The organism is Streptomyces sp. NPDC022552, from assembly GCF_055561875.1.
This window is the reverse complement of sequence record NZ_JBVHGJ010000010.1, coordinates 4,502-27,108: the sequence shown is the minus strand read 5'-3', so window position 1 is coordinate 27,108 and position 22,607 is coordinate 4,502. Positions and strand designations below refer to the sequence as shown.

Sequence of the window (22,607 nt, the reverse complement as noted above, 5' to 3'; positions counted from 1 at the left end):
CCGCCCGCTGTCACCGGCTCCTCGGACGGGGTCACGCGTACCCCCATGGGCTCAGGCCCCATCGGAGCACATGGGTCGCGCCCGGCTGCAGGACGGTGAGGTCCGTGCCGCTGTGGAAGGCGTCCGGCGGACAGGACATCGCCTCCACGGCGACCCCTCGCCGCTGTTCGGGTTCGGGCAGGGTGTCGCCCGTGTACACCTGCACGCAGCGGGTTCCCTCGCCGAGCCGGAGATCGACGCCCCGCAGCCCGGAGGGGTGTGCGAGCCGCACGGTCGCCCGCCCGTCAGGGGTGCGGTCGAGCCCGGTGAAGGCGGTGTCCAGCCGCAGATCGCCGATGGGCCGGGCGGTGCGGAAGTCGTACGGGGTCCCGTCGACCGGCTCCCGCCCGATGGGCAGGCCCCTGTTGTCGGTACGCAGCAGGTAGCGTGCGGGAACGGTCAGCACGGCGCTGTCGACGAGGTCGGTGCCGACCGTCAGGTAGGGATGCTGCCCCACCCCGTACGGCGCCGGCCCCGTGCCGGTGTTGGTGGCGTGGACGGCGGTCGAGAGACCGTCCGGACCCAGCCGGTACTCGACACGGACATCGAGGAGGAACGGATATCCCGGCTGGGGACAGAGCGTGGTGCCGAGCATCACCGAGTCCTCGGTACGGGCGAGCAGCCGCCACAGGACCCAGCGAAGCAGTCCGTGGATCGCGTTGCCCTTCTCCACTTCGCTCAGAGGGAGCTGCAGACTCCTGCCGTCGAAGCGGTAGCGCCCGTCGCCCACGCGGTTCGGCCAGGGGACGAGCAGTTGCCCCCGCCCGCCCGTGATGGGGGAACCCGCGGGGAACCCGTCCAGCAGCGGTCGGCCGTTCACGCCGTAGTCGCGCAGGGCGCCGCCCAGCTGCACCACCACCGCGCTCTGGTCTCCGCGGACCAGCCGCCACGACGCGCCCGTGGGGCCGGGGGACGCGGAAGCGCCGGCAAGGGCGGCTCGCTCCGTGTCCGGCCCGGCCGCCGGTGCCCCGGCTGCGTGATCCCGGGGCATCAGCGACAGCACCGCCGCGACGACGGCCTCCGGAGGCTGGTCGATCTCCGCCACCAGCGGGTGCTCGTCGGGCTCAGGCTCCTGGAGAACCGCGAGCTGGCTGTCCAACAGGTCCGCCGGGAAGAAGTGGCCGTCCCGCGCGGCCAGCCGGGACTCCAGGAGTTCCCGTGAGCCGTGCAGGTACACCAGAAGAACTCCGGTGCGCCCCGCCAGCAGGACCTCCCGGTAGCTCCGCTTGAGCGCGGAGCAGGAGACCACGGCGTGCCGGCCGGCCGCGACCAGTCGGTCCATCCACTCGCCGACCGCTGCGAGCCACGGCCCCCGGTCGCTGTCCGTGAGGGCTTGACCTGCGGCCATCTTGGCGCGGTTGGCCGCGGAGTGGAACTCGTCCGCGTCCCGGTACGCCCAGCCCAGCCGCTCGGCGAGGAGACGCCCCACCGTCGACTTGCCCGACCCGGCGACACCGACGACGAGCACCATCCGCGGCGGCTCGCCGGTCGCTGCTTCCCGTGCCACGCGTGCCGTTCCCGGACGTCAGTCCCTCACCGGCCGGGGAGCGACGCACAGTCCCCAGATGATGAGTGCGTCGATGGCGATCAACAACAGCGCCCACCACGGCGTGTAGGGAAGCCACATGAAGTTGGCGATCATGCTGAGACCGGCCAGCCCCACGCCGACGACCCTGGCCCACGTGGCGCCGGTGAACAGGGCGGCACCCGTGAGCGCGATCAGGATGCCCAGGATGAGATGGATCCAGCCCCAGCCGGTGAGGTCGAGCTCGTAGACGTAGTTGCGCGTGGCCAGGAACACGTCGTCCTTGGCGATGGCCGAGATACCGCCGAGCAGCGTCATCACGCCGCTGAAGATCATGATGACGCCGGCGAACACCAGCCAGCCGCTGCTGTGGGTCTCCCCTTGTCGGCCGGGTGCTCCCGTGTGGGTTGTCATGACAGGCTCCTTCATCGTCTGCCCGCGTCTCCGTCCCGTGGGTCGGATACCTCCAATCTGACCCCCGTCGTCCCGCGACGCACTTCGGCGGGGCGGGAAGGCCCGGCAGTGCCGCCCTCACGGACGCGGACCGGCGGTGGGCTGTCGGCCGGACCTCACCCTCAGCCCGGGGGCGCTGCGCCTGGCCGGCCGCACGGACCTGACGGCCGCGACCCAACCGCGCGGCCTTGGTGGGACACGCCGGGGAAAAGCTGAGAGTTGTTCACTTTCCATTGACAGCGCGGACCCTGGGACCCGAAAGTGCCGTGAGCAACCCGCACCCGGCGATCGAAGCGAGTCCATATGACAGCACCCGTACCCGAGTTCCCGGCCGACTTCCTCTGGGGGGTCTCCGCCTCCGCCTTCCAGATCGAAGGCTCCCTCACGGCCGACGGCCGTGGTCCCTCCTCCTGGGACGCCTTCACCGGGGAGGAGGGACGCGTCAAGGACGGCTCGCACGCCGCCGTGGCCACCGACCACTACCGGCGCTACCGCGAGGACGTGGCGCTGATGTCCCGACTCGGCGTCGACGCCTACCGGTTCTCGGTCTCCTGGTCCCGCGTCCTGCCCGACGGCCACGGCCGGGTCAACGACAAGGGGCTGGACTTCTACGACCGGCTCGTCGACGAGCTGTGCGCCTCGGGGATCGCCCCGGTGCCCACCCTCTTCCACTGGGACACCCCGCTCGCCCTGGAGCGGCACGGCGGCTGGCTCGACCGGGACACCGCCGAGCGGTTCGCGGCGTACGCCTCTGTGGTCGCGGAGCGGCTCGCCGACCGCGTGCCCATGTGGATCACCATCAACGAGCCCGCCGAGGTCACCCTGCTCGGATACGGCCTCGGCGAGCACGCCCCCGGCCGGCGTCTCGTGTTCGACGCCCTGCCCGCCGCGCACCACCAGCTCCTGGCCCACGGCATGGGCGTCCAGGCCCTGCGCTCCGCGGGCGCCCGCCAGATCGGCATCGCCGCCTCCCACAGTCCCGTCTGGACCGCCGGAGACAGCGACGACGACCGCGCAGCCGCCGAGCTGTACGACACCCTCACGAACCGCCTCTTCGCGGACCCCGTCCTGACCGGCGCCTACCCGGACGAGGGCCTGGCCTCTCTCCTCCCCGGCCCGGTCGCGGAGGACCTCAGGACGATCTCGGCCCCGCTGGACTGGTACGGCATCAACTACTACAACCCGATGCTCGTCGGCGCCCCGCAGCCCACCGCCGACAACGCCGACGCCACCTCCTTCGGCGGCATCGGCATACCGTCGGACCTCCCCTTCGCCATCCGGCAGATCGAAGGGCGTGAACTCACCGACTTCGGCTGGCCGGTGGTCCCGGACGGACTGCGCGAACTGCTCGCCACCATGCGCGAGCGCTACGGCGACCGGCTGCCGCCCCTGTACATCACCGAGAACGGCTGCTCGTACGGTGACGGTCCGGACCCCGACACGGGCCGGATCGACGACGCCCGCCGCGTCGCGTACCACGACGGCCACGTGCGCGCGCTGCACGAGGCGATGGCGGAGGGCGCCGACGTCCGCGGGTACTTCATCTGGTCGATCCTCGACAACTTCGAGTGGGCGGAGGGGTACCGGCAGCGGTTCGGGCTCGTCCACGTCGACTACGAGACGCTGGCGCGGACCCCCAAGCAGTCGTACGCCTGGTACCGCGACCTGATCAAGAGCGGCAGATGACCGCCGAGGGGACGGCGGAGGGCACCGCGGCCGAGCCGGCCCCCACGACCGGTGCCCCGTCCTGCGGGCGCTGGGTGGGCGCGCTGTCCCTCGCCAACCTCGGGGTCTGGGTCGGCTGGTTCGGCCCGCTGCAACTGCTCCTGGCACGCCAGGCCGAGCACCTCACCCCCGACGACAAGGCGTCCACCCTCGCCCTGGTGACGGGGGTCGGAGCAGCCGTGTCGATGGTCGCCAACCCCGTCTTCGGCGCGCTCTCCGACCGGACGACGGCGTCCGTGGGCCGGCGCATCCCCTGGGTGGCCGGGGGAGTGGCGGGCGGAGCGGCCGGGCTGCTCGTCCTCGCCGGGGCCCGGAACGTCGCGACCGTGATCGCGGGCTGGTGCCTGGTCCAGCTCGCCCTCAACGCGGCCTTCGCCGCCCTCACCGCGGCCGTCCCCGACCAGGTGCCGGCGCGGCAGCGCGGTCTGGTCGGCGGCTGGCTCGGTGTCTCCCAGGTCGGCGGCGTCCTTGCCGGTACGGCGCTGGCCACGGCCGCGGGCGGGGTGGTCGCCGGCTATCTGGCCTGCGCGGTCTTCTCGGTGCTCGCCGCCGTTCCGTACCTCCTGATGCGGCGCGACACCCCGCTCTCCCGCGCCGCCCGGCCGGCCTTCCGGTGGGGGTCGTTCCTCGGCGGCTTCTGGATCGACCCGCGGCGCCATCCCGACTTCGGGTGGGCCTGGCTCACCCGGTTCCTGATGAACCTGTCGTACTCGATCAGCACGATGTACCTGCTCTACTACCTGACCGACGCCGTGCACTACGAGGGCGACGCGGACAACGGCGTCCTGATCCTCACGGCGCTCAACGCGCTGACCCTGCTCTCCACCGTGGTGATCAGCGGTGTCCGGTCGGACCGCAGCGGCCGGCGGAAGTCCTACGTGATCTGGTCGGGGCTGGTCATCTCCGCGGCCACCCTGCTGCTCGCCGTCTGGCAGACCTGGACGGGCGCGGTCGTCGCCTCGCTCGTGCTCGGCCTCGGGTTCGGTGTGTACACGGCCGTGGACTTCGCCCTGCTCACGGACGTCCTGCCGACGGCGGAGGACCGCGGCAAGGACCTGGGCGTCATCAACATCGCCAACGCCCTGCCCCAGGTGCTGGCCCCCGTGATCGCGGCCCCGGTCGTCACCCACTTCGGCGGATACACGGCCCTGTACGCGCTCGCGGGCGCCCTGGCCGTCGCAGGCTCGGTCCTGGTGCGCCGCATCCGCTCGGTCCCCTGAGACGACGTCGCGCGAGCCGCCGCCGAGAAGGGTCGTCGCTCCGCGCACCTTGTGGGTGCTTCGGGAGCGACGAGACGGGCGTCCGGTCGACGCCGTACGGCCCGGATGCGCATCCGGACGGGATGCGGGAGAGAAAGCGAGAACGAAGTGCGGACGAATGAACCGGAAGGGAGAACCGGCGGCGGGGGAGGGGCGGAAATAGTCCCCGGATTTCCGGCGGCCGCTACCTTTGCCGAGCCACGTCCTGGGCCTGCTGGGCGATCTGCTCCAGCACGGTCTTCGGGTCGGCGGTGGGCGCGACGGCCCTGCCGATGTTCCGCTTGATGGTATCGCTGACCTGAAGCCAGGACGGGTCGTTGACCGGGTACAGCTGCGCACTGCGCAATGCGGTCAGGAACTGTTCGGCGCTGGGGTCCGCCGCCGCGTAACGGGACGCCTGGGAGGCGGAGACCGTCGACGGCAACAGGTGATAGCGCCCGGCGAACTCGCTGAGGTTCTTGTCCTCGTAGACGAAGTCCAGGAAAGAGCCCACCAGTTCGCGATTTCCTTCGTGCTTGAAAGCCATCATCCAGTCGGCGACGCCTGCCGCCGGTGGGGCCTCCCTGGAATCCAGCGTGTCCGACACCGGCATGGGCAGCGTGCCGACCTTCACGCCCTTCGCCCGGGCCTCGTGAAGCAGCGAGGGATAGCCGTTGACCATACCGACGTCGCCGCGCAGGAAGGCGGCGAACGCGTCCTGCCGGTTGAGCTCGGCCGGCGGGACCGGGCCGGTCAGACCCGGCACGACCAGGTTGTCCTTGATCCAGCGGAAGGTCTGGGTGTTCTGCTCGGACGCGATGCTGTACCCGCCGGTGCTGTCGGTGTACCCGCCGCCGTTGCTCAGTTCCCAGATCATGGCCTCGGCGTGCGCCTCCTCCGGGCCGAGCGGCAGGGCGTACGGGTAGAGCACGTCCTCCTTCTTCAGCGTCTCGGCCGCGTCCTTCAGATCCGACCACGTCTTCGGCGGCTTCGCCCCGGCCTGGTCGAACAGCTCCTTGTTGTAGAAGAGCAGCCGGCTGCTGGCCACGAACGGCAAGCCGTACAGGGTGCCGTCGACCGATCCCGCCTCCGCGAGCGGCAGCAGGAAGTTCGCCTCCGCCCTGATCGACATCACCTCCTCGGCGGCGTAGAGGCGGCCCTGCGCGGCGAAGTCGGAGTACGCGCCCATCAGCGCCACGTCCGGGGCGTTGTTCTCCTGGACCATGCGGGTGACCTCGCGGTCGACGTCGGTCCACGGACTGAGCGTCACCTCGACCTTCTTGCCGGGGTGGGCGGCGGCGAAGGCGGCGGCCAGCTTGTCCCAGTACGCCCTCGAGCTGGTCGCCGGGCTGGTGCCGTACTCGGGCACCACCAGACGCAGTGTCGAGCCGTCGCTCCCGGACGAGCCGCAGGCGGTGACGAGGGAGCCCAATAGTCCCAACGCGGCCACGGAGGCGGTCATGCCGAAGAGTCTTCGTCGCATGGATCTTTCCTCTTGATCTTTTCGGACAGTGCGTCCGAAATTCTCTCCTGATCCGGTGTGTGTTTCGCCCCCTGCCGAACAGTTGTGGTGATAGCTCCAACGGGGAGGATTCCGAGTGGTGTTTTCCGATATGCCGATGCCTATTCGGACGCGCGTAGAACTCTCCACGATGTCCGGTGCGGCTCCGTCGGGGAGCATGGACGAATTCCGCGGGGCGCCTCGACACTGCGTTGAGCCCGTGCCGCGTTCCGCCACTGATCAGGCGATCTCCGGCGCCCACACCCTCTCCGCGTAGTCGGCGAAGTTCTTCCCCATGATCTTCTCGATACGCGAGGAGCGGTATCCGCGCGCCTCCAGGAGACGGATGAGTTCGCGGAACTGGTCCACCCCCCGCAGGTCGAGTACGAAGGGCAGGGTGTCGGGGCGTTCCCCGGCCGCGCCGACCCCTGCCGCACTGCGCAGCGCCACGTGTTCCGCGAGGTGTCTGCGGTACGAGTCGAGGTCGTCGATGGAGGTGATGGTGCCGTCGGTACCGATGCCGACGGCATCCTCGCCGCACACGTTCACCGCGTGGTCGATGTGCTCGACGACGTCGGCGGAGCTCGCGTGCCCGGAGAGGCTGAGGAAGGGCATGAAGTAGACGCCGACGAACCCGCCGCGGGACGCCACCAGGCGGAGTTCCTCGTCGGTCTTGTTGCGGGGCAGATCGGCCAGGGCACGGCAGCCGGTGTGGTTGACCGACACGGGGGCGCGCGAGACCCTCGCGGCCTCCAGACAGGTGCGCTCACCGCTGTGGGAGAGGTCGACCATGAGGTGGTGGTCGTTGAGTGCTTCGACGACGCTCCTGCCGAAGTCGGTCAGGCCCCGGTTCTCCGGTGCCATGGAGCCGTCGCCGATGTGGTTGGCCTGGTTGTAGGTGAGCTGGACGACCCGGACGCCCCGGTCGGCGAAGGTGGCGATCCGTCCGGTGTCCTCGCCGACGGCGACGGCGTTCTGGAATCCGTAGATGATGCCGATCCGGCCTTCCTCTCTCGCGCGGCGCAGATCGGCGACGCTGCGGACCGGGGTGAGGTCGGCCGCGTTGTCCCGGATGATGCCGTCCCACACGTCGAGTTCATGGAGCGTGTGCTCGTAGGGAGGCAGGTCACCCATGGTGTAGCCCAGGGTGATGTTGACGGCGGTGAGGCCGGAGGCGCGGGCGTCGGCCAGGGTCCGTGCGTCGATGGTGAGTTGCGCGCTCGACTGGTTGAGCTCGGCGGCCGCCTCGGCGGAGCGCGGAGCGTTGGGGTTGTCGAGCTGGCCGAGAGCGTTGATGATCATGGGCGTGGTGGTCATCGGGTCTCCTCGACACCGTGGGAAGCCGGGGTGCGGCCGCCGGCGGGGGTGTAGGCGCCGCGCTCGAAGCGGCGACCGCGCTTGACCGTGAGGGTGATCGTGCGCAGATGGTCGATGTCCTGCAGCGGATCGCTCTCCAGGACGGCGAAGTTGGCCAGTCGGCCCGCTTCCACGCTGCCCATGGTGTCCTCGGCACCGGCACTGCGCGCGCCGATCAGGGTGGCCGAGCGCAGCACGTGCTCGGGAGGGATCCCGCAGCGGTGGACGAGGAAGGCCAGCTCCGCGTACAGCGCGGGGAACGGGTCCGCGGGGTCGGTCTCGTAGTCCGTGCCGGTGCAGATGTCGACGCCCGCCCGGTGGGCCTGGGCGGTGAGACACGCGGCGAGTTCGGTGTTGGCGGCCGCTCGGGCCGCGTCCCGCGGGCCCGAGCCGGCCATGACGTCGCTCGCCCACATCGCGGCGGTCGCGTCGAGGACGGTTCCGTGCCGTCGCATCAGGGCGAAGAGCTCCTCGATGCCGGGGTCGTCACCGTCCGCGAACCTCGCGTGGTCGACGGGTGGCTTGTGCTTGTAGCTGGACAACTGTCCGTCGGCGCCGTCGAAGGCGAGCAGCGTGACGTGGGAGACGCTGTCCACGTCCGCCAGGACGACCTGCCGGGGCGTGGCGGGGAAGACGGTGGCGTGGGCCCAGACGGGGATGCCCTGACGGTGTGCCTCGGCGGTGATCGCGGCGACGGTGGCGTGGTCGAGGTCCGCGTAGACCTTGATGGCGGCGGCGTGGGTGCCGCGCGCCAGGGCCACGGCGAGGCGCAGGTCGGTCTCGCCCGTCACAGCCTGCATCCACGGCACGGTGCCCGGAATCTCTCCCTGGGAGACCTGATGGGTACGCGGGTCGTCGAAGAACCCCGGTCCCGCCATCAGCGCGGCGTACCGGATGTCGGGGCCCGGGATCTCCCCGACCAGCGTGGCGCGCGCGAGGTCTCCCACCTGGCGCAGGTCGTCGGCCATGTCGCGGATCGCGGTGACGCCGCTGTGGACGAGCCGGCGCAGCACCGCCTCGGCGGCCGGCCGGTCGGGAGGAGTGGCGAGGTGCTGGTGGGTGTCGATCAGGCCGGGAATGACGAAGCGGCCGTCCAGATCGAAGACCTGGGCGTCGGCCGGGAGCCGCGCGGCGATCTCGGCGTCGTCGGCGACGGCGCGGATCGTGGGGCCGTCGACGACGATCGATGTCGAGGCCGTGGGCGGCCGCCCGGTGCCGTCGAACAGGGTGGCGTTCCGGTAGACCGCGACCGCCCCCTTCCGTGCCGGAGCGTAGGGGGTTGGTGCGCCCGGGGTTTCGCTGGTCATCTCCACCTCGCGTACTCGACCAGAGTTGTTACGCTCTACGTAACAGGTGTATCGCTGGTTGCAACGTGCGCTACCGTACGCTCGCACCCCCGACGCCACAAGGAGTGGTCGGATTGCCCGAAGCGCCCCGCACGGCCGTGGACAAGGCCCTCGACCTGGTCGAGGCCGTGGCCCGCGCGTCCCAGCCGCCACGCCTCACCGATCTGGCCGAGGAGGTCGGCCTGCACCGCGCGACCGCGTACCGCGTCCTCCTCGACCTGGTCCGGCGCGGCTGGGTGCTGCGCGCCGGCGACCGGTACCTCCCCGGCGCCGCCGTTCTCCAGCTGTCGACCGCCGCGTCCCGGAACTCACTCGGGGTCCTGGCCCGACCGGTCCTGGCGGAGCTCTCCGAACGCACCGGCATGATGGTCAATCTGCAGGTGCCGGAGGCGGACCGGTCCCGAGTGATCGACGTCGTACGCCCCGATCGCCTGGCCATGGTCAGCCGGTTGATGGGCCGGTCTCTGCCCGTCCACCGCTTCGCGGGCCCGCTCGCCCTCGTCGCGGCGCTCGCCCCGGCCGACCGGGCGCCGTACCTGCGCGTGGCCGAGGAGGACGGGTGCCAACTGGAGGGGCCCGAAGGGCTGCTGGCCGACATCGAGCGTACGGAGCGGTCCGGGTTCGCGGTCGAGTACGGGCGGAACGAGCAGCCCGTCGCCTCCCTCAGCCGTGCCGTCGTCCCACGGCCTGGCTCGCCCATGTGCGCGCTGACCCTCGTCGGCCTCGGCCCGGAGTTCGACGCGGCCCGGCTCCCCCCACTGCGGCAGCTCCTGCGCGAGGCGGCCGACGAGCTCGCACGCGTCCTCTCCACCCGGGGAGAGCCGGCCGCGCAGCCGCACCCGACGCCCGCCTTCTCCTCGGACGCCCCGGAGTGAACGAGATCCTGTTCCTCGACGGCGCACGGACCCGTGCCGCACTCGACCCGCACCGCCTCGTCGACGCCATGGCGACGGCGCTGATCGCCATCGCCCGGTCAGAGGTCTCCGCGCCGCCCCGGATCGCCGCACGCGCGCCCGACGGACTGCTCGGCGCCATGCCCGGGTACGTCCCCGGACTGGGGCTCGGCGCCAAGCTGGTCTCCGTGTTCGCCGACCGGGCGGCGCCCGGCCGCAGCAGCCACCGAGGGGTGGTCGCCCTCTTCGACGAGACGGACGGCCGCCCCCTGGCACTGATGGACGCCGAATCCCTGACCGAGGTGCGCACGGCGGTCACCGCGACACTGGCGGCCCGGCCCCTGGCCCGACCCCGTCCCGCCCGCGTCGCCGTCATCGGGACCGGCGCCCAGGCCCGCGCCCAGGTCGGCATCCTGGCCGCGCTCGACCCGGCGACGCCCGTCGTCGTGGCCGGTCGTGATCCGCGACGCGCCCGCGAGACCGCGGCACTTCACCCGGCCGCGCGGGCGGGGGCCGGGATCGAGGAGGCGGTCCGAGGCGCCGACCGGGTCTTCTGCTGCACCGGAGCCGTCCAGCCCGTGGTCCGCCGCGTCTGGCTCGGCCCGGGAACCCACGTCAGCTCGGTGGGAGGCTCCCACGGCCCTGAACTGGACGCCGACACCGTCCGCGACGCGGCCCTCTTCGCCGAGTGGCCCGGCGCCGCCACGACCCGGCCCCCCTCGGGCTCCCACGAGTTCCAGGACCTTCCCCCCGGCAAGTCCGTCACACTCCTCGGCTCCGTCCTCGTCGGCGACCACCCGGGCCGGCGGGATGCCGAAGAGATCACCCTGTTCAAGTCCACCGGCCACGCCGCCCTGGACGTCGCAGCCGCGCACGTCGCCTACTCCGTCGCGACGGCCCGCGGGTGGGGCATCCGCATGCAGATGTAGCTCGTCCGCGTACGGGCACGTCCGTCCGGCCGGGCGACGGACGAGGAGCGGTGATCATGGGGGGCACATGCAAGGCAACAGTGCACAGGTGAACCACCTTGAACGGAGGTCGACATGACCGACGGCACCACCCCCGCCATCGGAGCCGGTGACGTGCGCTCCGCCCTGCCGATGCGCGTGGCGGTCGCCGCCATCCAGGACGCGCTACGGGGCGGACTCGACCCCGAGACCGACCCGCCGCGTGACGTGGTGCCCGTCGACGCCGGCCAACTCCTGCTCATGCCCGCGCAGTCGAGCCGGTTCGCCGGGGTGAAGGTCGCCTCGGTGGCGCCGGGCAACCCCGACCGGGGGCTCCCTCGCGTCCAAGGGGCCTACCTGCTGCTCGACGCGGTCACGCTCACGCCGCTGGCCACCCTCGACGCGGTCGAACTGACCGCCATCCGCACCGCCGCCGTCTCCGCCGCAGCCGTCGACCTCCTTGCCGAGCCGGACGCGGCACGCCTCGTCGTCTTCGGTACCGGCCCGCAGGCGCACAGCCATGTCGAGGCCCTGCGCGCCGTCCGCCCGCTCCGCCATGTCACGGTGATCGCGCGCAACGAGCGGCGGACGGAGGAGTTCCTCCATCGCTACGAGGGCTCCGGCCTCACCGTCGAGGCCGGGGACGCCGGCGCGGTGGCCGGAGGCGACCTGGTCGCCTGCTGCACCACCGCCCGCGCCCCGCTCTTCGACGGCTCGCTCCTCGCCGACCACGCCACCGTGGTCGCCGTCGGCTCGCACGAGCCCGACGCCCGCGAGGTCGACGAGGTGACGGTGCGCCGCTCGACCGTCGTGGTCGAGGCTCGCTCCGCCGCCCTGCGCGAGGCCGGCGACATCATCCAGCCCATCCGGGCAGGGGTGTTGGGCCCGGACGACCTCTGGACCCTCGCCGAACTCGCGCGTGGCGGCGTCCCGGCCGAACGGCACCGTCCCCGCCTTTTCAAGAGCGTCGGCATGGCATGGGAGGACCTCGTCCTCGCGGGCGCCGCCTACGAAACCGTCAGGAAGGGATGGCCGTCCTGACGGCGGAGGACCGCACCCCCTCCGGAACCGCCCTCCCTCTCCGCCCGGCCGGGCCGGGCGTCTGACGCAGCCTGGTGATCGTACGGTCAGCGGTCCAGAGCGGGCAGGTGGGTCAGGCCGGTGTCGCGCATGATGCGGTCGACGGTCCCGGGTGCTGTCGGCTCCGATCACGGTCTCCCACTCGCCGGGAAGCAGATCGCGCGGCCGGTACCAGTCGCGTAGCTGCGACTCGTCCACGTCTTGGGCGATCGGTTTGGTGGCGTGCCGGGCCACCGTCTCCTCGAACGGCACGTCCAGGTAGAAGCCGTGCGTGGGACCGCGGTGGTCCGCGCGCAGCCGCGCGAGCATGTCGCCGTAGTGGGCGGCGGTGAGGATTCCCTCGACGACGACGTGATAGCCGGCATCGAGGGCGTGACGGGCGGTCAGGTCGATCAGGCCGATGTTCGCCGCACCGGGCCTGTCCCGCTCGCGGAGCACGACACGACGGAGGTTGTCCTGGCCGACCAGGGCCAGGCCGCGGCCGAACCGCTCACGGAGACCGGCCGCGACGGACGACTTCCCCGACGCGCTGTTGCCGCGCAGCACGACCAGCCGGGTCTCTTCGGTTCCCACCCTCACAAGCGGCCACGCTACCGGTGGCCCGTCACGGGGAACATCGGATTCGCCCTCGGGCCTAGGGGGTGAGGGGGTCGAGGAGGTGAGGGCCGTCGTTGCGCACGCTGTTGACCGCGGTGGACACGGCCGCCACCGCGAGGCGGCCGTCCGCGGGGGTGTGCAGGAGGGCGCGGAGGGCTTCCGTGTCCTGGTGGGAGGGGTCGAGCCACGCCTCGTAGTCGTCCGGGTCGAGGGCGAGGGGCATCCGCGGGTGGATCCGGCCCGCCGCGTCGGTGGCCTCGGTCGTGATGATGGTGGCTGTGGTGAGCCATGCCGCCGGATCGTCGTCGTCGGCGACAGCGGGGTCGCGCCAGAACTCGTACAGCCCGGCCATCGCCACCACGGACCCGGTCTCGGGCCGGATGAAGTACGGCTGCTTGTACGCCTTGGCCGATCCCGTGGCGGGAACGGCGACCCACTCGTAGAAGCCGTCCGCGGGCAGCACGCATCGGCGCTTGGCCAGGGCTCGCCGGTAGGCCGGCTTCTCGTGGACCGTCTCCACCCTGGCGTTGATCATCCGTGACCCCACCGCCGGGTCCTTCGCCCAGGAGGGGACCAAGCCCCAGCGTACGGGGCGCAGTCGGCGCTCGACGACGCCGGTGCCCCGGGCCGCCCGCTCCAGGACCGCCCACACCTCGTCGGTGGGTGCCACGTTCCAGGAGGGTTCGAGGACGTGGTCAGCGTCGAGGCGGGCGTCGAAGAGACCCGCGAGGTCCTCGGGCGCTCGAGAGGAGGCATACCGGCCACACATGCCCTCAGTGTCGCACCGGTCCCCGGTTCTCCGCCGGAACTTGCGTCGTGCGGCCGGGGCACCCCGCTCGGTGCCCCGGCCGCGCAACGGTCAGGGACTCACCCGATCTCGACGAGGAGGTCGCCGCCTTCCACCTGCTGGATCCTGGTGATGGCCAGACGGGAGACCCGTCCGCTCCTCGGGGCGGTGATCGAGGCCTCCATCTTCATCGCCTCGATGGTCGCCACCGTCGCACCGGCCTCGACCTCGTCGCCCTCGGCGACGGCCAGCGTGACCACGCCGGCGAACGGCGCGGCGACATGGCCGGGGTCGGACCTGTCGGCCTTCTCGGTCACCGGGAGGTCGGCGGCCGCCGCGTTGTCGCGTACCTGGATCGGCCGCAGTTGGCCGTTCAGGGTGGACAGGACCGTACGCATACCGCGTTCGTCGGCCTCGCCGATGGCCTCCAGCTCGATGAGCAGCCGCACACCAGGCCCGAAATCGACGGTGTACTCCTTCCCGGGGCGCAGCCCGTAGAAGAAGTCCTTGCTGTCGAGCACGCTGGTGTCGCCGTACGCCTGGCGGTGTGTCTCGTACGCCTTCGTCGGGCCGGGGAAGAGGAGGCGGTTCAGCGTCGCGCGCCGGTCCTTGGCCAGGCCGGTGCGGTCCTCGGCGGTCAGCTCGCGCATCGGCTTGGGGCCGGCGCGGCCCTCCAGCGCCTTGGTGCGGAAGGGCTCCGGCCAGCCGCCGGGAGGCGTGCCCAGCTCGCCGTGCAGGAAGCCGATGACCGAGTCGGGGATGTCGAAGCGGTTCGGTGCCGCCTCGAAGTCCTCGGGCGCCACCCCGGCCCCCACGAGATGCAGCGCGAGGTCACCCACCACCTTCGACGACGGCGTGACCTTCACCAGCCGGCCCAGCATCCGGTCCGCGGCGGCGTACGTCGACTCGACGTCCTCGAAACGGTCGCCGAGGCCGAGCGCGACGGCCTGCGTGCGCAGGTTGGAGAGCTGCCCGCCGGGAATCTCGTGGTGGTACACGCGCCCGGTCGGCGAGTCCAGACCCGCCTCGAAGGGGGCGTAGACCTTGCGGACGCTCTCCCAGTACGGCTCCAGGTCGCCGACCGCCTGCAGGTCGAGTCCGGTGGGCCGGTCGGAGTGGTCGGTCGCGGCGACGATCGCCGACAGCGACGGCTGGGAGGTGGTACCCGCCATGGAGGCCACCGCGCCGTCCACCGCGTCCGCCCCGGCCTGGATCGCCGCGAGATACGTGGCGAGCTGGCCGCCCGCGGTGTCATGGGTGTGGAGGTGCACCGGCAGGTCGAACTCCGCGCGCAGCGCGGAGACCAGCTTGGCCGCGGCGGGGGCGCGCAGCAGGCCCGCCATGTCCTTGATCGCCAGCACGTGTGCCCCCGCGGCGACGATCTTCTCGGCCAGCCGCAGGTAGTAGTCCAGCGTGTACAGCTTCTCCGCCGGGTCGGAGAGGTCCGACGTGTAGCAGAGCGCGACCTCGGCCACCGCGGTCCCGGTCGCCCGTACGGCCTCGATGGCGGGGCGCATCTGGTCGACGTCGTTGAGCGCGTCGAAGATACGGAAGATGTCGATGCCGGTGGCGGCGGCCTCCTCCACGAAGGCGTCGGTCACCTCGGTCGGGTACGGGGTGTACCCCACGGTGTTACGGCCCCGCAGCAGCATCTGCAGGCAGATGTTCGGCACGGCCTCGCGCAGCGCGGCGAGGCGCTCCCACGGGTCCTCCGCGAGGAAGCGCAGCGCGACGTCGTAGGTGGCACCGCCCCAGCACTCCAGGGACAGCAGCTGCGGCAGGTTGTGCGCCACCGCGGGGGCCACGGCCAGCAGATCCTTGGTACGGACCCGGGTGGCGAGGAGCGACTGGTGGGCGTCGCGGAACGTGGTGTCGGTGACACCGATGGTCGGCGACTCGCGCAGGCTCCGCGCGAAGCCCTCCGGGCCGAGCGCGAGGAGCTTCTGCCGGGAGCCGGCGGCCGGCTCGCCGGCGGGCAGCGCGGGCAGCTTGCTTGCCGGGGGGATCAGCTCGGGCCTGGGGCCGTGCGGCTTGTTCACGGTGACGTCGGCGAGGTAGGTGAGCAGCTTGGTGCCGCGGTCGGCGGAGTGGCGCGAGGTGAGCAGGTGCGGCCGCTGCTCGATGAAGGCCGTCGTGACGTTCCCCGCCTGGAAGTCCGGGTCGTCGAGCACGGCCTGCAGGAAGGGGATGTTCGTGGACACGCCGCGGATACGGAACTCGGCCACCGCGCGCCGGGCTCGGTCGACGGCGGTCCTGAAGTCCCGGCCCCGACAGGTCAGCTTGACCAGCATCGAGTCGAAGTGGGCACTGACCTCCGTACCGGCGTGGGTCGTGCCGCCGTCGAGCCGGATGCCGGAGCCGCCCGGAGAGCGGTACGCGCTGATCATGCCGGTGTCCGGGCGGAAGCCGTTCGCCGGGTCCTCGGTGGTGATCCGGCACTGCAGGGCGGCGCCGCGCAGGACGACGGACTCCTGCGCCAGGCCGAGGTCGGCGAGGGTCTCGCCGGCGGCGATGCGCAGCTGCGACTGCACCAGATCGATGTCGGTGACCTCCTCGGTCACCGTGTGCTCGACCTGGATGCGCGGATTCATCTCGATGAAGACGTGGTTGCCGTCGCGGTCGAGGAGGAACTCCACGGTGCCCGCGTTGCGGTAGCCGATCCGGCGCGCGAACTTCACGGCGTCGTCGCAGATGCGCTGCCGCACCTCCGGGTCGAGGTTCGGGGCGGGCGCGAGTTCGATCACCTTCTGGTGGCGCCGCTGCATCGAGCAGTCGCGCTCGTACAGGTGGATGACGTTGCCCTCGCCGTCGGCGAGGATCTGCACCTCGATGTGGCGCGGGTCGACGACGGCCTTCTCCAGGAAGACGGTCGCGTCGCCGAAGGCGGACTCGGCCTCGCGGGCCGCCGCTTCGATGGACTCGCGCAGCGTCGCCGGGTCCTCGACCCGCCTCATGCCGCGACCGCCACCGCCCGCGACGGCCTTGACGAAGACCGGGAAGCCGATGTCATCGGCGGCCGCCACCAGCTCGTCCACGTCGGTGGAGGGCGCCGAGGAACCGAGCACGGGTACGCCCGCCTCCCGGGCGGCGGCCACGGCACGCGCCTTGTTCCCGGTCAGCTCCAGCGTCTGCACGCTCGGGCCCACGAACGTGATGCCCGCCTCTTCGCAGGCGTGCGCCAGTTCCGGGTTCTCGGACAGGAACCCGTACCCCGGGTAGACGGCGTCGGCGCCGGCCAGGCGGGCCGCACGGACGATCTCCTCCACGGAGAGGTAGGCCCGCACCGGATGTCCGGGCTCGCCGATCTCGTACGCCTCGTCGGCCTTCAGCCGGTGCAGCGAGTTGCGGTCCTCGTGCGGGAAGACGGCCACCGTGCGCGCGCCCAGTTCGTAGCCTGCGCGGAACGCGCGAATCGCGATCTCCCCGCGATTGGCCACCAGTACCTTGCGGAACATCCTGATCCCTTCACCCTGCCGGTGATGAGCAACGGGTCGCCGACACCTCCCCGCGTACCTCGTGCCTGGGAACGGCACGCGCCCGCGTCGCGCCCGGCTCGTTTCGGCAACGCTAAGGGCTCCGCCGTGGCCTTCTGAAGGACCCACGACAGTGACATGGATCATCGCCGCCCCGCTGTGCGAGAGGGGCCCGGAGGGGGTACCCGGCAGGGTCCTGCGCGCTCGACCCGTTCCTCGCCATCGGCAGAATCCTTTTCCCATCATGCGACCCATTCGGGTGATATTTGGCTGTCCACATGTTTTTCAGTGCCTATGATCCACTGTTGTGACAGAGAGTCAGTACGCCCGGGTCGCCCAGAACTCGGCCGATGTGGTCATCCTCGGAGCCGGCCCGGCCGGCTTGGTGTTGGGGAACCTCTTACTTCGCAGCGGAATCGACTGCGTCGTGCTGGAACGTGCCGGTCGTGACCACGTCCAGAACCGCGCACGGGCGGGATTCCTCGCCGCGAACACGGTGCGGATCCTGGAACGCAACGGTCTCGACGAGGGGCTGCGCAGGCGCGGGCAGGAGCACAGCGTCTGCGAGTTCCGCAGCGAGGACGGCCGCTTCCGCCTGGACTACCGACGGCTCGGCCGAGGTGAGCCGCACACCGTCTATCCGCAGCACGAGCTGGTCGCCGATCTGCTGGCGCAGTTCATCGACGCCGGGGGGCGGATCCGCTTCGACACGGAGGCGGTCGCCGTGTCCGGCGCGGACGGCCCCACGCCCACGGTGACCGTACGGGAGAGCGACGGGCGCCCCGGACGGTGGCGGGCACGGTACGTCGCCGCCTGCGACGGCCGCCACGGGGCGGGGCGGCGCTCGCTTCCGCCCGGCGTGGTCCACCGCCACCATCGCGACCACGGCGTGTCCTGGCTGGGCCTGCTGGCGGAGGCGCCGCCGAGCCTGGACGCCGTCGGGTACGCGAGCCACCCGCGCGGATTCGCCGGGCACATGGCCCGCTCCGCCGAGATCACCCGCTACTACCTGCAGTGTGAACGTGGTACCCGGGCCGACGCGTGGAGCGAGGACCGTGTCTGGGACGAACTCGACCTGCGCATGCGCGCGACCGAGTACGGACCCCTGGTGCGCGGCCGGGTCGTCCAGCGCGCCGTCGTCGACCTCGAGTCCGACGTGCTCGAACCGCTGCGCCACGGTTCGCTGTTCCTCGTGGGCGATGCCGCCGCCCTGATCAGCCCGTCCGCCGCGAAGGGCGCGAACCTGGCGGTGCTGGAGGCGGAGATCCTGGCCCAGGCCCTGACCGCAGACCTCGCCCACGGCGACCCCGAGCCGCTCGCCTCCTACTCGGAGCGGTCCTTGGCCCACATCTGGCGTGCGCAGGAGTTCTCGCACTGGATGATCCGCCTCCTGCACGACGACCCGGGCTCCGAGGGAACCTCCCTCTTCCAGGAGCGTCTGCGCCACTCCCGGATCGCCTCGCTGCGCACCTCGCGTACCCAACAGGACTGGTTCGCCGAGAACTACGTCGGCATCTGACCGGCCTCACTTCTTCTCTTCTCCCGTCTTCGTCCCCCTTCCGGGCCAGGCCCCGGGCTTCCTCCTTCACACACGGACAGGGAATGCATTCCGAACATCCCTTCACCATGCCCGCAACCACGACGACGGCGAACGCCGGTGACGACGCGGAGCGGCTGAGCGCGACGGCCGCATTCGTCCGTGAGCAGGACACGTCCGTGCTGCTCTCGCGCGTGTTGCCCGGTCTCGACGGTCCCGAACTGCGGGCGCTGACGGACCGGTGCCGCTTCGCGCACGCCGCCGTGCTCGTGTTTCCGCCGGACGAGCAGGCGCTGCGGACGGACCTGGCGGCGTGCGGGCTGCCCGCCGATGCGCCGGCGCAGCCCAGCGTCGTCGTGCGCGAACGCCTCGCGTCCCGCCACCGCCGCGATCCGGCGGATCTTGACGTAAGGATTCTCCGTCCGGTGGTCCGCGGCCCCGCCGGAGAGCACCGGGCGGTCGAGGTCTTCGCGTTGACGGTGCCACCGGGTTCCGGGCTGTCCGGGATCGCCGCCCAGGAGCGCCGCCTGGACCACGAGGCGCACCTCGCCTTCGACGTCGAGCGGCCCGACCCACTGGTGCTGCGCGGGCTGTTGGCGAGCTTCGCGTGGCACGGTGCGGCGGCCGACGGAGGCGGCTACAACCCGCATGAGGACGGCACGGTGTTCTACTTCACCGCGCCCGCCGACACGAAGACGGCCTACCGGCGCGTCGAGCTGTACGCGAGCGGAGACCACCGGGACGTACTGACCGAGCACCTCGGCCGGCCCCTCGCCCCGGCGGGGCAGGTGCGACAGACGGGCGAACAACAGCCGGCGGAAACACTCCTGTGGCTGCTGACCGGTGCCTGGACCACCCAGGCCCTGGCGGCCTGCGCGCGGCTTCGGCTACCGGAGGCCATGAACCGTCACACCGGGACGGACAACGCGGAGCTGGCCCGGGCCGTGGGCGCCGACCCGCAGAGCCTGGCGACCCTGCTGCGGTACCTCGCCATGCTGGGCGTGGTCTCCGAAGGCCCCGACGGCTTCCGGCTCACCGGGGCCGGAGCACTCCTGGACGCGGAGGCGCCGGGCTCGATGCGCGCCTTGGCGCTGATGTACGGCGGCCCCTTCTACCAGTCCTTCGCACACCTGACCCACACCGTGCGCACAGGACGACCCGGCTTCGAGCACCTCTACGGCGAGAACCACTTCGACCACTTCGCCCGCGACCCCGAACTCGCCACCCTGTTCGACCAGTCCATGGTGTCGAGCGCCGCCATGTTCGACGCTCTCCCGTCGCACCCGGTCCTGACCGCCGCCGCCACCGCCTCCGGCCGCCCTCGTACCGTCGTCGACATCGCGGGCGGCACCGGAGAACTCCTCGGCCGCGTCCTGACCGCCCACCCCGGCCTGCGCGGCGTCCTCCTCGAACGCCCGCAGGTCCTCGCGGCGGCGCGCACGTACCTGGCCACCACCGAGGCCGGCGAGCGGTGCGGATACCGGGCGGGCGATTTCGCGGACTTACCACCGGGCGGCGACGTGTACATCCTCTCCCGCGTCCTGCACGACTGGGACGACGACCGCTGCCGGAGCATCCTGCGGCACTGCGCCGACGCCATGCCCCCGCACGGGGACCTCCTCATCGTCGAACGCCTCCTGCCGGCCGACGCAACCCCCTCGCTCGCCACCGCGTGGGACCTCCACATGATGTGCAACACCGGAGGCCGCGAGCGTACGGCCGACCACTACGCCCGGCTGCTCGAGGAGCAGGGCCTCGAACTCGTCGGCCACACCCCGCTCGCACTGGGCGCCCACGCCCTCCACGCCCGCAGAAGCTGATGTCCCGGTCCGCCTGGAGGGGGCCGAACCCCCTCCAGGCGCCCGTGACTTGTTCCCGTCGGGCCCCTGATTCGTTCCCGTGCGGGGCATATGGAGAGGTGGCCCGTCGTCAGGTCACGACGTGACGGGGACGGGGGTGTGTGCCTCGTCGGGGTCCTGTTCCGGCCTTCCGTCACCGAGCTGCTCACGCAGGTAGTTCCAGAAGACCGCGATGAGCGCGGCCAACGGGACGGCGAGCAGACTGCCCACGATGCCGGCCAGGCTGCCGCCGAGGGTCACCGCCAGCAGGACGACGGCCGCGTGCAGGCCGAGTCCGCGACTCTGGATCATGGGCTGGAAGACGTTTCCCTCCAACTGCTGTACCACGACGATGATCGCCAGAACGATCAGCGCGTCGGTGACGCCGTTCGACACGAGCGCGATGAGAACCGCGACCAGGCCGGCGAACAGGGCGCCCACGATCGGCACGAACGCGGAGACGAAGGTCAGCACCGCGAGGGGAAGGACCAGGGGGACGTCGAGTATCCACAGGCCCAGGCCGATGAGCACGGCGTCGAGGAGGCCGACGAATGCCTGGCTGCGCACGAACGCCCCCAGCGTGTCCCAGCTCCGCTCCGCCACGATCGGGACGTCGACGGCGAGCCGCCCGGGGAGCTGGCGGGCGAGCCACGGCACGAACCGGGGGCCGTCCTTGAGGAAGAAGAACATCAGGAAGAGGGCGAGGAAGGCCGTGACTACGCCGTTGAACACCGTGCCCACGCCGGTCGCGACCGCGGTGACCATGCTGCCGACGCTGTCCTGAACGCGGGTCATGGCCGTGTCCAACGCGCCGGAGATCTCGGCGTCGCCGATGTTCAGCGGCGGCCCGGCCGCCCACTCACGGAGTCGCTGGATTCCCTCGACCACGCCCTTGGAGAGCTCCCCGGACTGGGATGCGACCGGCACCGCGATGAGCGCGACGATGCCGGCGACGGCCAGGACGAACGAGACGGTGACGACCCCTGCCGCCAGGGCGGGAGGCCAGCCGTGCCGCCGTAGGAAACGAGCCAGCGGCCAGGTCAGGGTCGTGAGGATCAGCCCGACGATGAGAGGCCAGACGACCGACCACATGCGACCCAGGATCCACAGGGCCACCCCGGCCAGCAGCAGGACCAACAACGACTCGGCGGACACGCGAGCCGCTGTGCGCAGAGCGGCGGCGGATTTCGTGGAACTCAACGTGGCAGACATGGGCCCACCTTATGGACCCGCCGGTCCGCACTCCGGGCCCGCCCCCGCTGTTCGGGTCGTGGCCGCCCGCCCCGACGGGCCATGAACTGCTCGCCGTCGTCGCGGAGATCGGCGCACCCCTCCCTCCCCGGGGGCAAGGCCCTTCCTCGTACGACGATTTCGGCGCCCGAAATTTCGCAGGTGTGTGAGCAGGAGACCGGGGCACATGATTTTCCGGAGGTAAACAATCATGGTTCCCCTGCTTCTCGTTCTTCTGCTGATCCTGATTCTCTTCGGCGCTGGTTTCGCGCTGAAGATTCTCTGGTGGATCGCGATCGCCCTGCTCGTCGTCTGGATTCTCGGATTCGTCGCACGTCCCAAGACCGGTAGTGGTCGATGGTATCGGTGGTAGCCGGCCAGTTTCCCCGATCCGCGCCGAGCGCCCATCCGGATGATGTGAATGGGAGCCCGGAACCGGGGTAGGCGGAATTTCGGCGGGACGTGAAGTCCGCCGCGCACGACGTACGGAAAAGAAAGGCGGCGGGAATTTCCTCGCCGTCCTCCCTTCACAGGAGGAGTTGTTTTCGCGTGACTGAGCATGCGTGGAGTTACAAGTCGACCTCGGGCCACCTGGCCGGTGCCGATCTCACCGGTTACAAGGTGGAGGCCACCGACGGGAGCATCGGCAAGGTCGACAAGCACTCCGACGAGGTCGGTGACGCCTACCTGGTCGTGGACACCGGTGTGTGGATCTTCGGGAAGGAGGTCCTCCTGCCGGCGAGCACGGTGACCCGGGTCGTCCCGGAGGACGGGAAGATCTTCGTCGACCTGACCAAGGATCAGATCAAGGGCGCCCCCGAGTTCCACCGTGAGAAGCACCTCGGCGACACGGGGTACCGCGAGGAGCTGGGCACGTACTACGGCTTTCCGCCGTTCGGCGGCCGCCCGCTCTGATCACCGGGCATGACAGGGGTGTGGGGGACGAACCCACAAAAGGTTTGCCCCACCCCCCCCCCCCCAACCCCTCCCCATGAAGCGGGTCCTCCCCCCCCCCAACAAAAAAAGGCACGGGAGAAGAGGT

At 71.3% G+C, this 22,607-nt stretch carries 17 protein-coding genes and 1 pseudogene; 9 read left to right on the top strand and 9 right to left on the bottom strand.

Annotated features, from left to right (window positions below):
• Positions 1–31: 31 nt before the first annotated feature.
• A complete protein-coding gene (locus ACZ3OF_RS24430) occupies positions 32–1,546 on the bottom strand; it encodes a gluconokinase, GntK/IdnK-type (protein WP_467306757.1) in 1,515 nt (504 codons plus the stop codon).
• An 18-nt stretch (positions 1,547–1,564) separates the two neighbouring features.
• A complete protein-coding gene (locus ACZ3OF_RS24425; RefSeq protein ID WP_361674294.1) occupies positions 1,565–1,978 on the bottom strand; it encodes a DUF7144 family membrane protein in 414 nt (137 codons plus the stop codon).
• 342 nt (positions 1,979–2,320) lie between these two features.
• Between ACZ3OF_RS24425 and ACZ3OF_RS24420 the strand changes: the two genes are divergently transcribed.
• Both ACZ3OF_RS24420 and ACZ3OF_RS24415 read left to right on the top strand, forming a co-directional pair.
• On the top strand, positions 2,321–3,703 hold the full coding sequence (locus tag ACZ3OF_RS24420) for a GH1 family beta-glucosidase (protein WP_467306754.1): 1,383 nt from the start codon (positions 2,321–2,323) through the stop codon (positions 3,701–3,703).
• The gene (locus tag ACZ3OF_RS24415; RefSeq protein ID WP_467306752.1) at positions 3,700–4,962 is read left to right on the top strand and encodes an MFS transporter; all 1,263 of its coding nucleotides are present in this window, start codon (positions 3,700–3,702) and stop codon (positions 4,960–4,962) included. Before ACZ3OF_RS24420 ends, ACZ3OF_RS24415 begins: the two co-directional genes overlap by 4 nt.
• Positions 4,963–5,185: 223 nt before the next feature.
• On the opposite strand, the gene ACZ3OF_RS24410 is transcribed toward ACZ3OF_RS24415, so the two are convergent.
• From ACZ3OF_RS24410 to ACZ3OF_RS24400, 3 genes are all read right to left on the bottom strand, one after another.
• Positions 5,186–6,463: an extracellular solute-binding protein gene (locus ACZ3OF_RS24410; protein WP_467306750.1), complete on the bottom strand. Its 1,278-nt coding sequence runs from the start codon at positions 6,461–6,463 to the stop codon at positions 5,186–5,188.
• Positions 6,464–6,721: 258 nt separating this feature from the next.
• On the bottom strand, positions 6,722–7,798 hold the full coding sequence (locus tag ACZ3OF_RS24405; RefSeq protein ID WP_467306748.1) for a dipeptidase: 1,077 nt from the start codon (positions 7,796–7,798) through the stop codon (positions 6,722–6,724).
• Complete coding sequence (locus ACZ3OF_RS24400; RefSeq protein WP_467306746.1) at positions 7,795–9,144, bottom strand: amidohydrolase family protein; 1,350 nt, start codon at positions 9,142–9,144, stop codon at positions 7,795–7,797. Before ACZ3OF_RS24400 ends, ACZ3OF_RS24405 begins: the two co-directional genes overlap by 4 nt.
• Before the next feature lie 113 nt (positions 9,145–9,257).
• On the opposite strand from ACZ3OF_RS24400, the gene ACZ3OF_RS24395 reads away from it, so the two are divergent.
• The 3 genes from ACZ3OF_RS24395 to ACZ3OF_RS24385 all read left to right on the top strand — a co-directional run bounded on the left by ACZ3OF_RS24395 (position 9,258) and on the right by ACZ3OF_RS24385 (position 12,064).
• Complete coding sequence (locus ACZ3OF_RS24395; protein ID WP_361674306.1) at positions 9,258–10,058, top strand: IclR family transcriptional regulator; 801 nt, start codon at positions 9,258–9,260, stop codon at positions 10,056–10,058.
• Entirely contained in the window at positions 10,055–11,005 is a 951-nt protein-coding gene (locus ACZ3OF_RS24390) for an ornithine cyclodeaminase family protein (protein ID WP_467306744.1), read from the top strand. Before ACZ3OF_RS24395 ends, ACZ3OF_RS24390 begins: the two co-directional genes overlap by 4 nt.
• Before the next feature lie 114 nt (positions 11,006–11,119).
• Positions 11,120–12,064, top strand: a complete 945-nt coding sequence (locus ACZ3OF_RS24385) for an ornithine cyclodeaminase family protein (RefSeq protein WP_361674310.1) — start codon at positions 11,120–11,122, stop codon at positions 12,062–12,064.
• Between the two features lie 86 nt (positions 12,065–12,150).
• Here ACZ3OF_RS24385 and ACZ3OF_RS24380 read toward each other — a convergent pair.
• The 3 genes and pseudogenes from ACZ3OF_RS24380 to ACZ3OF_RS24370 all read right to left on the bottom strand — a co-directional run bounded on the left by ACZ3OF_RS24380 (position 12,151) and on the right by ACZ3OF_RS24370 (position 16,942).
• Positions 12,151–12,682 (bottom strand): annotated as a pseudogene (locus tag ACZ3OF_RS24380) (AAA family ATPase).
• Positions 12,683–12,737: 55 nt separating this feature from the next.
• On the bottom strand, positions 12,738–13,469 hold the full coding sequence (locus ACZ3OF_RS24375; RefSeq protein WP_361674314.1) for an SOS response-associated peptidase: 732 nt from the start codon (positions 13,467–13,469) through the stop codon (positions 12,738–12,740).
• 98 nt (positions 13,470–13,567) lie between these two features.
• Positions 13,568–16,942: a pyruvate carboxylase gene (locus ACZ3OF_RS24370; protein WP_361674316.1), complete on the bottom strand. Its 3,375-nt coding sequence runs from the start codon at positions 16,940–16,942 to the stop codon at positions 13,568–13,570.
• Positions 16,943–17,267: 325 nt separating this feature from the next.
• On the opposite strand from ACZ3OF_RS24370, the gene ACZ3OF_RS24365 reads away from it, so the two are divergent.
• Positions 17,268–18,479, top strand: coding sequence for a 4-hydroxybenzoate 3-monooxygenase (locus ACZ3OF_RS24365; RefSeq protein ID WP_467306740.1), 1,212 nt, complete (start codon positions 17,268–17,270; stop codon positions 18,477–18,479).
• A gap of 107 nt (positions 18,480–18,586) precedes the next feature.
• On the top strand, positions 18,587–20,317 hold the full coding sequence (locus ACZ3OF_RS24360) for a methyltransferase (protein ID WP_467306738.1): 1,731 nt from the start codon (positions 18,587–18,589) through the stop codon (positions 20,315–20,317).
• Positions 20,318–20,431: 114 nt separating this feature from the next.
• On the opposite strand, the gene ACZ3OF_RS24355 is transcribed toward ACZ3OF_RS24360, so the two are convergent.
• On the bottom strand, positions 20,432–21,547 hold the full coding sequence (locus ACZ3OF_RS24355; protein ID WP_361674322.1) for an AI-2E family transporter: 1,116 nt from the start codon (positions 21,545–21,547) through the stop codon (positions 20,432–20,434).
• A gap of 229 nt (positions 21,548–21,776) precedes the next feature.
• Here ACZ3OF_RS24355 and ACZ3OF_RS24350 point away from each other — a divergent pair, with 229 nt between their 5' ends.
• On the top strand, positions 21,777–21,938 hold the full coding sequence (locus ACZ3OF_RS24350; protein WP_361674324.1) for a hydrophobic protein: 162 nt from the start codon (positions 21,777–21,779) through the stop codon (positions 21,936–21,938).
• Positions 21,939–22,114: 176 nt separating this feature from the next.
• Positions 22,115–22,480: a PRC-barrel domain-containing protein gene (locus ACZ3OF_RS24345; protein WP_361674326.1), complete on the top strand. Its 366-nt coding sequence runs from the start codon at positions 22,115–22,117 to the stop codon at positions 22,478–22,480.
• Positions 22,481–22,607: the final 127 nt, after the last annotated feature.

What these genes read in the sequence shown, in the direction of transcription:
- ACZ3OF_RS24425 (WP_361674294.1), bottom strand. Translation starts at nt 1,978, where the DNA reads ATGACAACCCACACGGGAGCACCCGGCCGACAAGGGGAGACCCACAGC.
- ACZ3OF_RS24420 (WP_467306754.1), top strand. Translation starts at nt 2,321, where the DNA reads ATGACAGCACCCGTACCCGAGTTCCCGGCCGACTTCCTCTGGGGGGTC.
- ACZ3OF_RS24415 (WP_467306752.1), top strand. Translation starts at nt 3,700, where the DNA reads ATGACCGCCGAGGGGACGGCGGAGGGCACCGCGGCCGAGCCGGCCCCC.
- ACZ3OF_RS24410 (WP_467306750.1), bottom strand. Translation starts at nt 6,463, where the DNA reads ATGCGACGAAGACTCTTCGGCATGACCGCCTCCGTGGCCGCGTTGGGA.
- ACZ3OF_RS24405 (WP_467306748.1), bottom strand. Translation starts at nt 7,798, where the DNA reads ATGACCACCACGCCCATGATCATCAACGCTCTCGGCCAGCTCGACAAC.
- ACZ3OF_RS24400 (WP_467306746.1), bottom strand. Translation starts at nt 9,144, where the DNA reads ATGACCAGCGAAACCCCGGGCGCACCAACCCCCTACGCTCCGGCACGG.
- ACZ3OF_RS24385 (WP_361674310.1), top strand. Translation starts at nt 11,120, where the DNA reads ATGACCGACGGCACCACCCCCGCCATCGGAGCCGGTGACGTGCGCTCC.
- ACZ3OF_RS24375 (WP_361674314.1), bottom strand. Translation starts at nt 13,469, where the DNA reads ATGTGTGGCCGGTATGCCTCCTCTCGAGCGCCCGAGGACCTCGCGGGT.
- ACZ3OF_RS24370 (WP_361674316.1), bottom strand. Translation starts at nt 16,942, where the DNA reads ATGTTCCGCAAGGTACTGGTGGCCAATCGCGGGGAGATCGCGATTCGC.
- ACZ3OF_RS24360 (WP_467306738.1), top strand. Translation starts at nt 18,587, where the DNA reads ATGCCCGCAACCACGACGACGGCGAACGCCGGTGACGACGCGGAGCGG.
- ACZ3OF_RS24355 (WP_361674322.1), bottom strand. Translation starts at nt 21,547, where the DNA reads ATGTCTGCCACGTTGAGTTCCACGAAATCCGCCGCCGCTCTGCGCACA.
- ACZ3OF_RS24350 (WP_361674324.1), top strand. Translation starts at nt 21,777, where the DNA reads ATGGTTCCCCTGCTTCTCGTTCTTCTGCTGATCCTGATTCTCTTCGGC.